Source organism: Neorhizobium galegae, from assembly GCF_017877135.1.
In the GTDB taxonomy this organism is placed as follows: domain Bacteria; phylum Pseudomonadota; class Alphaproteobacteria; order Rhizobiales; family Rhizobiaceae; genus Neorhizobium; species Neorhizobium galegae_A.
Genome location: NZ_JAGIPH010000001.1, coordinates 275453 through 287679, shown reverse-complemented (window position 1 = coordinate 287679; position 12227 = coordinate 275453). Strand labels below are relative to the sequence as shown.

Here is a 12227-nt window from a genome sequence, read left to right as displayed (position 1 = left end):
CGATCCGCGCCCAACGCGGAAGGGAGAGACGGGGACGGCACGAATGCCATCCCCGAAATCAGGTCTTAGGACAGAACGTAGGGCAGCAGGCCGAGGAAGCGGGCGCGCTTGATGGCCTGGGCCAGTTCGCGCTGCTTCTTCTGGGAAACGGCCGTGATGCGCGACGGTACGATCTTGCCACGCTCGGAAATGTAGCGCTGCAGGAGACGAACGTCCTTGTAATCGATCTTCGGAGCGTTTGCGCCGGAGAAGGGGCACGTCTTGCGACGGCGATGGAACGGGCGGCGTGCCGGAGCAGAGGATGTATCAGCCATTGTGTGTTCTCCTTGTGCTCAATTACGCGCGGTCTTCGCGCGGGCGACGCTCGAAGCCACCTTCGCGGGGACCACGATCTTCGCGCGGGCCACGGTCGGAGCGGGGGCCGCGATCGCGGTCGCCGAACGAACGTTCCGGACGGTCGCCGTCACGACGCGGACGGTCGTCGCGGTCGCGCTTCTGCATCATGGCCGACGGGCCTTCTTCGTGCTTTTCGACGGCGATCGTCATGTAGCGAAGAACGTCTTCGTTGATGCGCATCTGGCGTTCCATCTCATGCACGGCAGCTGCCGGTGCATCGATGTCCATCAGGGCGTAATGAGCCTTGCGGTTCTTCTTGATGCGGTAGGTCAGGGACTTGAGGCCCCAGTTTTCTACGCGCCCGACCTTGCCGCCGTTTGCTTCGATAACACCCTTGTACTGTTCGACGAGGGCGTCAATCTGCTGTGCGGACATATCCTGCCGGGCAAGGAATACATGTTCGTAAAGAGCCATGGTAGCTTTGCCTTTCTTGCTGTTGTCGTGTGCCCGGAATTCGGCGGCTAAGCCTCAACGACTGGTCTTGGATGGGGTTACCCCCGGCAAGAAAAGCGTGTGATCGAGACGGTCGAGAGCGGAGACACGGGAGACCGGAACCTTTTGGTTCCTGCGGTTCGCCTTGTCGGCGCACCTGCCCTCCGTACAGCCACCAGCCAGAAGACCGGGCGGTTCGAACAGCCGCGCTTATACGCGCATTTTCCCGGAACGCAAGGCATTTGTCGATTTTCTCCGCCACGTCCGGCAATGCCACGCCCGATGTCCGGTCGTCAGGGCAGCAGGCCCGCGTCGCGCAGGCGGGCCGCATGGGTGCGGCTGACGGGCAGTCGCTCGTCGGTCAGCGTCTCCACTTCGAGGCGGCCGTTGACCCGGTGGATTGCCCTTATCGCATCGACGGCCACCCAGTGCGAGCGATGCAGCTGCACGCCGTTCACCGCGCCCGCTTCCTCGATGGCGTCGCTGAGGCGCATCAGCAGCAGCGCCTTGCCCTTCAGCGTGGTAACCTCGACATAGTGGTCGCGCACGGTAAGGCTGACGATGCGTCCCCGCTTGTCGAGCGGCAGGCGGCGCACCAGAGCCGGGGTGGGGGCCGCAGCGGGGGCCGCCGGCCTGTCCGGTTGCGCCACCGTCATCTCCCGCTCTTTTTCCTGCCGCGTCGTATCGGCGCGCCGGAACACGAAGGAGATCACGGTGATCGTCATGCCGATCACCAGGGCATAACCGAACATGTTGGTCAGCGTGCGCAGCGGATCGGGCCTCAAGCCGAAGACCACACCTTCGATGAGCGTGACGCCGAGACCGGCGGCAAGCCCGGCCGCCAGACCGACCGGCACCAGCGCGCTTCGTCGGCGGATGCCGCGGCGGGAAAGGGCAATGCCCGTCAGCGTGCCGGCGAAATTCGCCAGGCCGAAGGTGAGGAGAACCATCGCCGCCCAGTAAAGAAGTCGCCCGACCGGCGACAGCGCCTCATAGGTTCCGAAGGGGCCGGACAGGCTGAGGATGATGATCGCGGCGGCCAGTAGCACATGCGTCTTTGCCGAGGCGAGATCGGCCTGCATTTCACGAAGCGCCAGTCGCAGACTGCTTCCGCCCGCGGATTTTTCCGGCTGTTCACGCATGCCGTTTTGATTCCCGTCCCGCTTTCCTGCTGTCTGCCGCCGATTGCGGCCGCCGGCTGCTGTGCAGGGAGTATAAAATGCAATTCCTCGTCAAAGTCATCACGGGCGCCCCGGTCTGGGTGTGGTTCCTGCTGGTTTTTCTGTGCCTTCTCGGCGCCGCGCGTCTGCGCGACAGCCGGGTGTCGCCGCTGCGCCTGCTTCTGCCCTCGGTGATCTTCGTGCTGCTCGCCTGCAGCAAGCTGATCGCCACGCACGGCGATCCCGCAGCGCTGGCCGGTGCCTTTCTCGGCGCCGTCATCGGGGCGGCGGCAGTCGCAGGGATCAAGCCCGAGCGCCAGACGGAGCTGCTGCCGGATGGCCGCATCCTCATTGCCGGCGAATGGCATTCGCTGGCGCTGATCCTGCTGTTGTTCTGGACCAATTATGCCTATGCGGTGATGGCGGTGATCGCGCCGGCTGCGATCGCGACGCCGACCGCCCGGCTCGTCCTGTCGCTCCTCAACTTCTTCTCCACGGGTTTCATGCTCTGCCGCAGCCTCGCCCATCTGCGCAAGGTGCAGCGCCTGCAGCCTCCCGAGGTCGTGAAGGGGTGAGGGAGCGCCAGTCTGCGAGGCGCCAGTCTCGGAGCCGCAGGTCCAGCTGGCCGAAGTCGTCGTAGACAGGTGCATCACCATCCGAGAGGGCGACGGAGCATGTATATTTCGATCACCGGCTTCCGGGCCCATTCCGTCTGGCACATGCCTCGCTTCTGGTGGCATGCGGTCGCGGCGATGCAGCAGGTGAAGGCAGCGCCCGGCCTCATCGAGGCAGATGCCCGCAGCATGGCGGGCGTGCAGCACACGCGCTCGGCCTGGACGGACCGCGCCGCCATGCTGGCCTTCATGACCTCCGGTGCACACCGGCAGGCGATGCGGGTCTTTCCCGAGATCGGCGCCGGCTATGCCTTCGGCTTCGAGGCCGAACAGATGCCGGACTGGGCCACGGTCCGCGCACTGTGGCTTGAGTACGGAGAGCGCCGGGCCAGCGAGGCGGCCCGGCGGCAGGTGGCGTGAGGCCTCAGATCGGCATCGGATACTGGCGGTGGATGGCGGCAATCGCCTTCATCACCTCATCCGAGAGCTTGACGTCGGCCGAACCGATGTTGAGCTTCAACTGCTCCATCGAGGTCGCGCCGATGATGGCGGCCGCCATGAACGGGCGCGTCAGGCAGAAGGCGAGCGCCATCTGCGAGGGATCAAGGCCATGGGCGCGGGCAAGCTCCACATAGGCGCGCGTCGCCGGCTCCTGCTCGGGCACCAGGCGGCCACCGATATTGCCGTTGATCGAACCGCGCGACCCCGCAGGCTGCTGCCCGTCGAGATATTTGCCGGACAGAATGCCGCCGGCGAGCGGCGAATAGGCCAGAAGCCCGACATCCTCGTGATGCGACAGTTCCGCCATGTCGAGATCGAAATGCCGGTAGAGCAGGCTGTATTCGTTCTGCACGGTGGCGACGCGGGGAAGGCCCTTCTGTTCGGCAAGCGTCAGGAATTTCTGCGTGCCCCAAGTGGTTTCGTTGGAAAGCCCGATGGCGCGGATCTTTCCGGCCTTCACGCAGTCGCCGAGCGCTTCCAGCTTTTCCGAGATCTCGGCGAGCGTCTGCGTCTTGTCCTGGTTGAAGGGATTGTAGCCCCAGGCGCCGCGGAAATGGAAATGGCCGCGGTTCGGCCAGTGGATCTGGTAAAGGTCGATATAGTCGGTCTTGAGGCGCGCAAGGCTCGCATCCACCGCCTCGTGAATGGCCTTGGCGGTGATCGGCGCGCCGCCGCGGATGTAAGGACGGCCGGCACCGGCCACCTTGGTCGCAAGAACCACCTTGTCGCGCTTGCCGGTCTTTTCGAACCAGTTGCCGATCAGCCGTTCGGTGTCGGCATAGGTCTCCGGTGAAAGGGGCGTCGTCGGGTAAAGTTCGGCGGTGTCGAAGAAGTTGACGTCGTGGTCGAGCGCGTAATCCATCTGCTCGAAGGCTTCGGCTTGGCTGTTCTGCGAGCCCCAGGTCATCGTCCCGAGGCAGATTTCGGACACGCTGATATCCGTGCGGCCGAGTGTCTTGAATTTCATGAGAGGTTCCCGTCCTGGCAGGCTGTGGTGAAAGGCGAGGCGAATGTAGGCCGCTTTTGCTGCAACGCAAGACAAACTGACGGGGTCTCGGAGCATTTCCCGGCGAGATGCGCAATCGCGCAGATGGACTGCCTCGACAGATGCAACCATTCCATGGGGCGCACATTCTGTCCATTTGGGGCGATGACCGCCCCATCGAAATGGGAGGACTGAATGGCGGATGTGAACACATCGTGCAATGTTTCCGCAGAGCGGCAGGATCTGTCGGCACCACCGTCGCGGGGGCAGTGGAAGCTGATCGGCCCCGGGATCGTGGCCGCCGCCACCGGCGTCGGCGCCGGTGATCTTGTGGCAACGCTGATTGCCGGATCGCGCTTTGGTTATGCGCTGCTGTGGGCCGCCGTCATCGGCTGCATCGTCAAGATCGCGCTTGCCGAAGGATCGGCGCGCTATCATCTCGCCACCGGCTCCACAATGCTCGACGGCTGGCGCTCGCTCGGGCGCTGGACCAGCTGGTATTTCGGCCTCTACATTATCGTCTGGGGTTTCGTGTACGGCGCAACGGCGATGAGCGCCACGGCGCTGCCGCTGGCGGCGCTGTTCCCCATCCTGCCGCTCTGGGCCTGGGCGATGATCTCTGGTCTCGCCTGCGCGGCCTTCGTTGCCTTCAATCGCTACGAGATGTTCGAAAACGTCATGAAGGTGCTGATCGGCATCATGTTCGTCATTGTTGTCGGCGTGGCCATCATGGTCGTGCCCAATCTCGGCGCAGCCGTCACGGGCCTCATCCCCACTATTCCGGAAGGCTCGGCCATTTATACGCTCGGCCTCATCGGTGGCGTCGGCGGCACCATCACCATGGCCTCCTATGGCTACTGGGTGAATGCCAAGGGCTGGCGCACGCCGGCCTGGATGGGCGTCATGCGTCTCGACAATCGCGTCGCCTATATTGTCACCGGCATTTTCGTCATTGCCATGCTGATCATCGGTGCCGAAATGCTCTATACGGCGCAGATTGCGCTTTCGACGGGTGATCGCGGCCTGCTCGATCTCGATCGCGTGCTGGAGGAACGGTTCGGGCCCTTCGTGTCAAAGCTCTTCCTCGTCGGCTTCTTTGCCACCTCCGTCTCGTCGATCCTCGGCGTGTGGAACGGTGTCTCGCTGCTGTTTGCCGATTTCGTACGCAACCATATCCACGGCGAGACCGGCACGCGCGAGGGCCTGGAAAAGACGCCCGCCTTTCGCTTCTACCTGTTCTGGCTGACGATCCCGCCGATGGTGCTGCTGTATTTTGGCCGACCTTTCCTGCTCGTCATCATCTATGGCGCGCTCGGGGCCTTCTTCATGCCGTTTCTGGCGCTTACCCTGATCTGGCTGCTCAATTCCTCGCGTGTGCCGAAGGAATGGCGCAGCGGCTGGCTGTCGAACGGCCTGCTGGGGATTGCCGCCCTTCTGTTCATTGTCCTGTGCATCAACGAGGTGATCGGGCTCGTCGCATAGAGCGGAAATGCCCTCCGGCCTTGACTTGGGCGCATAGAATGTGAATGGAAAGGCAAAAAAGGGAAGGAATTACATCCCATGAGCATTGCATTCACATTTCCCGGCCAGGGCAGCCAGACTGTCGGCATGGGCAAGGATCTGGCCGAGGCCTTTCCTGAAGCCCGTGCCGTCTTCGACGAAGTCGATGAGGCGCTGGGCCAGAAGCTATCCGGCATCCTGTGGAACGGTCCGGAAGAAACGCTGACGCTCACCGCCAATGCCCAGCCGGCACTGATGGCGGTGTCGATCGCCGTCCTGCGCGTGCTGGAGGCCGGTGGCCTGAAGCTTGCCGACACCGTGTCCTACGTGGCCGGCCATTCGCTCGGCGAATATTCGGCGCTCTGTGCCGCCGGCACGTTTTCGCTCTCGGATACGGCGCGGCTCCTGCGCATCCGCGGTGACGCCATGCAGTCGGCGGTTCCCGTCGGCGAAGGCGCCATGGCCGCCATCATCGGGCTGGAGCATGCCGATGTTGAGGCTGCCTGCGCAGCCGCCCGCGATGCCGGCATCTGCCAGATCGCCAATGACAATGGCGGCGGTCAGCTGGTGATTTCCGGCTCGAAGGCCGCCGTCGAAAAGGCTGCGGTGCTTGCGACCGAAAAGGGCGCCAAGCGCGCCATCATGCTGCCGGTCTCCGCTCCCTTCCATTCGGACCTGATGGCGCCGGCCGCCCACGCCATGAGCCACGCGCTCGACAAGGTGGAAAAGCACAATCCTGTCGTGCCGCTGATTGCCAATGTGCGCGCGGCCCCGGTGCGTGATGCCGACGAGATCGCCCAGCTTCTGGTCAGCCAGGTGACCGGCCAGGTGCGCTGGCGCGAAACCGTCGAATGGTTCGGCGCAAACGATGTCACGACGCTCTACGAGATCGGCACCGGCAAGGTGCTGACCGGCCTTGCGCGGCGCATCGACAAGTCGGTGACCGGCATCGCCGTCAACACACCGGCCGACATCGACACCGTTCTGAAGACACTCCTCGGCTGATTGCAAAGGGATAAACCATGTTTGATCTGACCGGCCGCAAGGCCCTGGTAACGGGTGCAACCGGCGGCATCGGCGAGGAAATCGCCCGCATGCTGCACAAACAGGGCGCGACTGTGGGCCTGCACGGCACGCGCGCCGAAAAGCTCGAGGCGCTTGCCGCCGAGCTTGGCGAGCGCGTTTTCGTCTTCCCGGCAAACCTTGCCGACCGCGCCGAAGTCAAGGCACTCGGCGAAAAGGCCGAAGCCGAGATGGGCGGCGTCGACATTCTCGTCAACAATGCCGGCATCACCAAGGACGGCCTCTTCGTGCGCATGAGCGACGAGGACTGGGATTCGGTGCTGGAAGTGAACCTCACGGCCACCTTCCGCCTGACGCGCGAACTGACGCATCCCATGATGCGCCGCCGGTTTGGCCGCATCATCAACATCACGTCCATCGTCGGCGTGACGGGCAATCCGGGCCAGGCCAATTACTGCGCCTCCAAGGCCGGCATGATCGGCTTTTCGAAGTCGCTCGCCCAGGAAATCGCCACCCGCAACGTCACGGTCAACTGTGTGGCGCCCGGCTTCATCGAAAGCGCGATGACGGGCAAGCTCAACGACAAGCAGAAGGAAGGCATCCTCGGTGTCATCCCGATGAAGCGCATGGGCGTCGGCGCCGATATCGCTGCCGCCGTTCTTTATCTTGCCTCCAACGAAGGCGGATACGTCACGGGTCAGACGCTGCACGTCAACGGCGGCATGGCAATGATCTGAATGGGTTGGACCCGCCGCACGCTCCAGCAGTATTGCCTGTTGGTGGCGGGGCGGCGGGACAATTTCTGGCTTTGCGGTACGTTAAAACCGTGTTAAGCGGGCCATGACTGTGAACAGTCACCCCGAATATTGACGGACTTGGTGCAATTTGCGCATTGAAAGTTTACAGTCTTGTTTCGGGTGAGCGAGTTTGCCCTCGAACCGGCCTCAGCAAAAGGCGGTCAAGGGTTTCAACAGGGTGCGGATGCCTGTGTGGCAGTCCGGAAAGATAAAGGTCGAGGAAACCGACATGAGCGATATCGCAGAGCGCGTTAAGAAAATTGTCATTGATCATCTCGGCGTCGATGCCGACAAAGTTGTCGAAGGCGCGAGCTTCATCGACGATCTGGGCGCCGACTCGCTCGACACCGTCGAACTCGTCATGGCTTTCGAAGAAGAATTCGGCGTTGAAATTCCGGACGACGCTGCTGACTCGATCCTGACGGTCGGCGACGCCGTCAAGTTCATCGAGAAGGCCCAGGCCTGATTTCGATCGATATCTGAAGAACACGCCCTTTCGGGTGATGGTTCATGGGCGGCCCGGCATGCTCGGGCCGCTTCGATATTCTGATATAAGCTAGTACATGCGGGGGTGGGACGCTGGCATGAGGCGTGTCGTTATCACCGGTACCGGGATGGTATCTCCTCTTGGCTGCGGCACGGAAATCAGCTGGTCACGCTTGATCGCTGGCCAGAATGCCGCGCGCCGGGTCACCGAATTCGAAACCGACGATCTTCCGGCAAAGATTGCCTGCCGCATCCCCACGGATGCCGCGGTTGAAGGCGCTTTCATCGCCGACGACTGGGTCGAGCCGAAAGAGCAGCGCAAGGTCGATCCGTTCATCGTCTACGGCATTGCCGCCGCCGACATGGCGCTGGCCGATGCCGGCTGGCATCCGCAAAGCAACGAGGACCAATGCGCCACCGGCGTGCTGATCGGTTCGGGCATCGGCGGCATCGAAGGCATTGTCGAGGCCGGCTATACGCTGCGCGACAAGGGCCCGCGCCGCATCTCGCCCTTCTTCATTCCGGGACGCCTGATCAATCTCGTCTCCGGCCACGTCTCCATCAAGCACAAGCTGCGCGGCCCGAACCATTCGGTGGTGACGGCCTGCTCGACAGGCGCCCACGCCATCGGCGATGCCAGCCGTCTTATTGCCTTTGGTGATGCGGACGTGATGGTGGCCGGCGGTGCGGAAAGCCCGATCAGCCGCATTTCGCTCGCGGGCTTTGCCGCGTGCAAGGCGCTCTCCACCCAGCACAATGACGATCCGACCAAGGCCTCGCGCCCCTATGACCGTGACCGTGACGGTTTCGTGATGGGCGAGGGCGCCGGCATCGTGGTTCTGGAAGAACTGGAGCATGCCAAGGCACGCGGCGCCAAGATCTATGCGGAAGTGATCGGCTACGGCCTGTCGGGCGATGCCTATCACATCACCGCGCCCTCCGAGGACGGCGATGGTGCTTTCCGCTGCATGACCGCTGCTTTGAAGCGCGCCGGGCTGAAGGCGTCCGATCTCGACTATATCAACGCCCACGGCACCTCGACCATGGCCGACACGATCGAGCTTGGCGCCGTCGAGCGTCTCGTCGGCGATGCGGCGTCGAAGGTGTCGATGTCGTCTACCAAGTCCGCCGTCGGCCATCTTCTGGGGGCGGCAGGCGCCATCGAGGCGATCTTCTCGGCGCTGGCCATCCGCGACAATGTCGCTCCGCCGACACTCAATCTTGACAATCCCGATGTCGAGACGAAGATTGATCTCGTTCCGCATGTGGCGCGCAAGCGCCAGATCGATGTGGCACTTTCCAACTCCTTCGGTTTCGGCGGCACGAACGCTTCGCTCGTGCTGCGCCGTTACGAAGGCTGAACGACAGACGGGTCTGGTAGACGTCTCTGCCGGGCTGTCGTCTTCTGAACCCTGTTTTTGCCGCATTGCTTGAGCAAGAGCTCATGCAATGCGCAAGTCTCAGAAGGAGTGCCGGTGACTGATCCGACCAACAGCAGCGAGATGGCTTCAGGGCGCGCCGCCGATCCAACCGGCCGCGGCCCCATCATTCCGAAATCGCCGAACGAGGCGCTGAAGCCGGAACGCGTGCCGGAGCCGCCGCGGCGTTCGAAGAAGGCCCGCAGCCAGATCGTCATCTTCCTGAATTTCCTGATGACCATGGTGGTGCTGGCCTGCGTCGTCGGCATTGCCGGGTTCTATTACATCATCAACACCTATCAGAAGCCCGGCCCGCTGGAGACCAACAGCCATGTGGTCATCCGCCAGGGCGCAGGCCTGGTCGAGATCGCCCAGACGCTGGAGCGCAACGGCATCATCTCGGATGCGCGCATCTTCCGCTACGTCACCGATACCTATCTCGGCGATACCAAGACGCTGAAGGCCGGCGAATACGAGATCAAGGCCGGCGCCTCGATGAAGGACGTCGCCGCAGTCCTCGAATCGGGCAAGTCCATTCTCTATTCCGTCTCTCTGCCCGAGGGCCTGACGGTGCAGCAGATGTTTGCGCGCCTTGCCGAAGATCCGGTCCTGGAAGGCGATCTGCCCCAGGAAAAGCCGGTGGAAGGCAGCCTGCGTCCGGACACCTACAAATTCTCCCGCGGCACCAAGCGCGCGGAAATCCTGTCGCAGATGAAGGCCGCACAGGAGCGCCTGATCGACCAGATCTGGGCCAAGCGCGATCCGGATCTGCCGATCAAGTCCAAGCAGGAATTCATCGTGCTGGCCTCGATCGTCGAGAAGGAAACCGGCAAGGACGACGAGCGCGCCCATGTCGCCTCCGTCTTCATCAACCGCCTGAACAAGGGCATGCGCCTGCAGTCCGATCCGACGATCATCTACGGCATCTTCGGCGGGGCGGGCAAGCCGGCCGACCGTCCGATCACGCGCGCCGATCTCGACAAGCAGACGCCGTATAACACCTATCAGATCAAGGGCCTGCCGCCGACACCGATCGCCAATCCGGGACGCGCGGCCCTGGAGGCCGTGGCCAATCCGTGGCGGACCAAGGATCTCTATTTCGTGGCGGACGGCACCGGTGGCCACGCCTTTGCGGCAACGCTTGACGAGCACAATGCCAATGTGCGCCGCTGGCGCCAGATCGAGGCGCAGCGCCCCGCCGCCGGCACGGCCGATTCGGAAGTGATTGACGGCCAGCCCGGCGGCGCCGAGGCGGAAAAGCCCGCAAACAATTAACAGTGCGGCAGCCCTGTGGCTGCCGCCAGCCTTTTGAGGACTATCGCATGAACGTTCAGTCCATGACCGGCTTTGCCCGGCATGAGGGCGCGGTCGGGCGCTATCGCTTTGCCTGGGAGCTGCGCTCGGTCAATGGCAAGGGGCTGGATGTGCGCCTGCGCCTGCCGCCGGGCCTCGAGCCTCTGGAAAACGACATCCGCAAGGCCATTTCGGTGCGCCTCAACCGCGGCAATGTTCAGGCGAGCCTGTCCTTGTCGGTTGCCGAGGCGCGCATGGAGGCGGTCGTCAACCGCGAGGCGCTCGACGCGGTTCTGGCGCTGCGCACCGAGCTTGGCGATCTCGTCGATCCTTCGCCGCTCAGGCTGGACAGCCTTCTGTCGATCCGCGGACTGGTGGATATCCGCGAAGCCGAAGACGGACCGGACGCCACCGAGGCGCGCAACCTTGCCGTCATGGCCGGGCTCGAAGCGGCGCTCGATGATCTGGTGGACATGCGGCTTGGGGAAGGGGCGGCCCTTGCCGCCATTCTCGACCAGCAGGTGCGCAGCATCGAGAGCCTGACGCAGGCGATCGAGAAGGACCCGTCGCGCACGCCCGAGGAGGCGCTGCGGCGGTTGTCTGCGCAGCTTGCGCCACTGCTCGACGCCGGAAGCGGCCTCGACCGCGACCGGCTCTACGCAGAAGCCGCGCTTCTGGCCACCAAGGCCGATCTGCGTGAGGAACTGGACCGGCTGAAGGCGCATGTCGCAGCCGCCGACGAGCTTCTGGCCAAGGGCGGCCCGGTCGGCCGGCGGCTCGATTTTCTGGCCCAGGAATTTAACCGTGAATCCAACACGATCTGTTCCAAATCCAACTCGGCTCAGGTCACGGCTGCTGGTATAGAGCTGAAAGTGGTCATCGACCAGTTTCGCGAACAGATCCAGAATTTGGAGTAGCGCATGAGCCAGGCGCCGTCATCACCCGTCAAGATTGCCCGTCGCGGCCTGATGCTGGTCCTGTCCTCGCCATCGGGGGCGGGCAAGTCGACGATCGCCGGAAACCTCCTGCGCGACGACCATAGCCTGGAAATCTCGGTCAGCGTCACGACGCGCGCCAAGCGCTCCAGCGAGATCGGCGGCAAGCATTACCACTTCATCACCATCCCGCAGTTCGAGCGCATGCGGGACAATGGCGAACTGTTGGAATGGGCCGAGGTGCACGGCAATTTCTACGGCACGCCGCGCGAGCCCGTGGAAGCCGCCATGGCGGCCGGCCGCGACATGCTGTTTGACATCGACTGGCAGGGCGCCCTCCAGCTGCAGGACAAGATGAAGGCCGATATCGTCTCGATCTTCGTGCTGCCGCCCTCGATGGCGGAGCTGCAGTCACGGCTGCACCGGCGGGCGGAGGATACCGAGGAGGTGATCCGCACCCGTCTCCTCAATTCGCGCGCCGAAATCGCCCACTGGCGCGAATACGACTATGTCATCGTCAACGACAACCTGGATGAGGCATTCGGCCATGTGAGCTGCATCGTCAAGGCAGAGCGCATCCGCCGCGACCGCCGCTACGGCCTGTTCGATTTTGTCGAAAGTCTTCTGCAGGAAGAGCCTGAGCTTTCCGCCCGCTGAGAAGCCCAGCCACATCGCTTCCGCCACAAA

Annotated in this window: 14 protein-coding genes; 10 read left to right on the top strand and 4 right to left on the bottom strand. The window is 63.4% G+C overall.

Annotated features, from left to right (window positions below; all coding sequences use genetic code 11):
• Positions 1-65: 65 nt before the first annotated feature.
• From rpsR to J2858_RS01475, 3 genes are all read right to left on the bottom strand, one after another.
• Entirely contained in the window at positions 66-314 is a 249-nt protein-coding gene (rpsR, locus tag J2858_RS01485) for a 30S ribosomal protein S18 (protein WP_210102984.1), read from the bottom strand.
• Between the two features lie 22 nt (positions 315-336).
• Positions 337-810, bottom strand: a complete 474-nt coding sequence (gene rpsF / locus J2858_RS01480) for a 30S ribosomal protein S6 (RefSeq protein ID WP_210102983.1) — start codon at positions 808-810, stop codon at positions 337-339.
• A gap of 311 nt (positions 811-1121) precedes the next feature.
• Positions 1122-1970 carry a LytTR family DNA-binding domain-containing protein gene (locus J2858_RS01475; protein WP_210102982.1) on the bottom strand — a complete coding sequence of 283 codons (849 nt, stop codon included), beginning with the start codon at positions 1968-1970 and terminating at the stop codon, positions 1122-1124.
• A 77-nt stretch (positions 1971-2047) separates the two neighbouring features.
• Between J2858_RS01475 and J2858_RS01470 the strand changes: the two genes are divergently transcribed.
• Together J2858_RS01470 and J2858_RS01465 are read left to right on the top strand one after the other, a co-directional pair.
• Positions 2048-2563 carry a hypothetical protein gene (locus J2858_RS01470; protein WP_210102981.1) on the top strand — a complete coding sequence of 172 codons (516 nt, stop codon included), beginning with the start codon at positions 2048-2050 and terminating at the stop codon, positions 2561-2563.
• A 99-nt stretch (positions 2564-2662) separates the two neighbouring features.
• On the top strand, positions 2663-3022 hold the full coding sequence (locus tag J2858_RS01465) for a hypothetical protein (protein WP_210102980.1): 360 nt from the start codon (positions 2663-2665) through the stop codon (positions 3020-3022).
• Positions 3023-3026: 4 nt separating this feature from the next.
• On the opposite strand, the gene J2858_RS01460 is transcribed toward J2858_RS01465, so the two are convergent.
• Positions 3027-4070 (bottom strand): aldo/keto reductase, encoded by a 1044-nt coding sequence (locus tag J2858_RS01460; RefSeq protein WP_210102979.1) that lies wholly within the window; start codon positions 4068-4070, stop codon positions 3027-3029.
• Positions 4071-4283: 213 nt separating this feature from the next.
• On the opposite strand from J2858_RS01460, the gene J2858_RS01455 reads away from it, so the two are divergent.
• The 8 genes from J2858_RS01455 to gmk all read left to right on the top strand — a co-directional run bounded on the left by J2858_RS01455 (position 4284) and on the right by gmk (position 12197).
• A complete protein-coding gene (locus tag J2858_RS01455; RefSeq protein ID WP_210102978.1) occupies positions 4284-5570 on the top strand; it encodes an Nramp family divalent metal transporter in 1287 nt (428 codons plus the stop codon).
• Positions 5571-5648: 78 nt separating this feature from the next.
• The gene (fabD, locus tag J2858_RS01450; RefSeq protein ID WP_210102977.1) at positions 5649-6593 is read left to right on the top strand and encodes an ACP S-malonyltransferase; all 945 of its coding nucleotides are present in this window, start codon (positions 5649-5651) and stop codon (positions 6591-6593) included.
• 17 nt (positions 6594-6610) lie between these two features.
• A complete protein-coding gene (gene fabG / locus J2858_RS01445; RefSeq protein WP_210102976.1) occupies positions 6611-7348 on the top strand; it encodes a 3-oxoacyl-[acyl-carrier-protein] reductase in 738 nt (245 codons plus the stop codon).
• Between the two features lie 289 nt (positions 7349-7637).
• Positions 7638-7874: an acyl carrier protein gene (locus J2858_RS01440; RefSeq protein ID WP_003502080.1), complete on the top strand. Its 237-nt coding sequence runs from the start codon at positions 7638-7640 to the stop codon at positions 7872-7874.
• 118 nt (positions 7875-7992) lie between these two features.
• Positions 7993-9255, top strand: a complete 1263-nt coding sequence (fabF, locus tag J2858_RS01435; protein WP_210102975.1) for a beta-ketoacyl-ACP synthase II — start codon at positions 7993-7995, stop codon at positions 9253-9255.
• Between the two features lie 141 nt (positions 9256-9396).
• On the top strand, positions 9397-10587 hold the full coding sequence (mltG, locus tag J2858_RS01430; protein WP_210104077.1) for an endolytic transglycosylase MltG: 1191 nt from the start codon (positions 9397-9399) through the stop codon (positions 10585-10587).
• 47 nt (positions 10588-10634) lie between these two features.
• A complete protein-coding gene (locus J2858_RS01425; protein ID WP_210102974.1) occupies positions 10635-11522 on the top strand; it encodes a YicC/YloC family endoribonuclease in 888 nt (295 codons plus the stop codon).
• A gap of 3 nt (positions 11523-11525) precedes the next feature.
• Complete coding sequence (gene gmk / locus J2858_RS01420; protein WP_210102973.1) at positions 11526-12197, top strand: guanylate kinase; 672 nt, start codon at positions 11526-11528, stop codon at positions 12195-12197.
• Positions 12198-12227 lie beyond the last annotated feature (30 nt).

Coding starts and splice junctions, on each gene's coding strand:
- fabG (WP_210102976.1), top strand. CDS start 6,611: ATGTTTGATCTGACCGGCCGCAAGGCCCTGGTAACGGGTGCAACCGGC.
- gmk (WP_210102973.1), top strand. CDS start 11,526: ATGAGCCAGGCGCCGTCATCACCCGTCAAGATTGCCCGTCGCGGCCTG.
- J2858_RS01455 (WP_210102978.1), top strand. CDS start 4,284: ATGGCGGATGTGAACACATCGTGCAATGTTTCCGCAGAGCGGCAGGAT.
- J2858_RS01465 (WP_210102980.1), top strand. CDS start 2,663: ATGTATATTTCGATCACCGGCTTCCGGGCCCATTCCGTCTGGCACATG.
- J2858_RS01460 (WP_210102979.1), bottom strand. CDS start 4,070: ATGAAATTCAAGACACTCGGCCGCACGGATATCAGCGTGTCCGAAATC.
- J2858_RS01425 (WP_210102974.1), top strand. CDS start 10,635: ATGAACGTTCAGTCCATGACCGGCTTTGCCCGGCATGAGGGCGCGGTC.
- J2858_RS01440 (WP_003502080.1), top strand. CDS start 7,638: ATGAGCGATATCGCAGAGCGCGTTAAGAAAATTGTCATTGATCATCTC.
- J2858_RS01470 (WP_210102981.1), top strand. CDS start 2,048: ATGCAATTCCTCGTCAAAGTCATCACGGGCGCCCCGGTCTGGGTGTGG.
- J2858_RS01475 (WP_210102982.1), bottom strand. CDS start 1,970: ATGCGTGAACAGCCGGAAAAATCCGCGGGCGGAAGCAGTCTGCGACTG.
- fabD (WP_210102977.1), top strand. CDS start 5,649: ATGAGCATTGCATTCACATTTCCCGGCCAGGGCAGCCAGACTGTCGGC.
- rpsR (WP_210102984.1), bottom strand. CDS start 314: ATGGCTGATACATCCTCTGCTCCGGCACGCCGCCCGTTCCATCGCCGT.
- mltG (WP_210104077.1), top strand. CDS start 9,397: ATGGCTTCAGGGCGCGCCGCCGATCCAACCGGCCGCGGCCCCATCATT.
- rpsF (WP_210102983.1), bottom strand. CDS start 810: ATGGCTCTTTACGAACATGTATTCCTTGCCCGGCAGGATATGTCCGCA.
- fabF (WP_210102975.1), top strand. CDS start 7,993: ATGAGGCGTGTCGTTATCACCGGTACCGGGATGGTATCTCCTCTTGGC.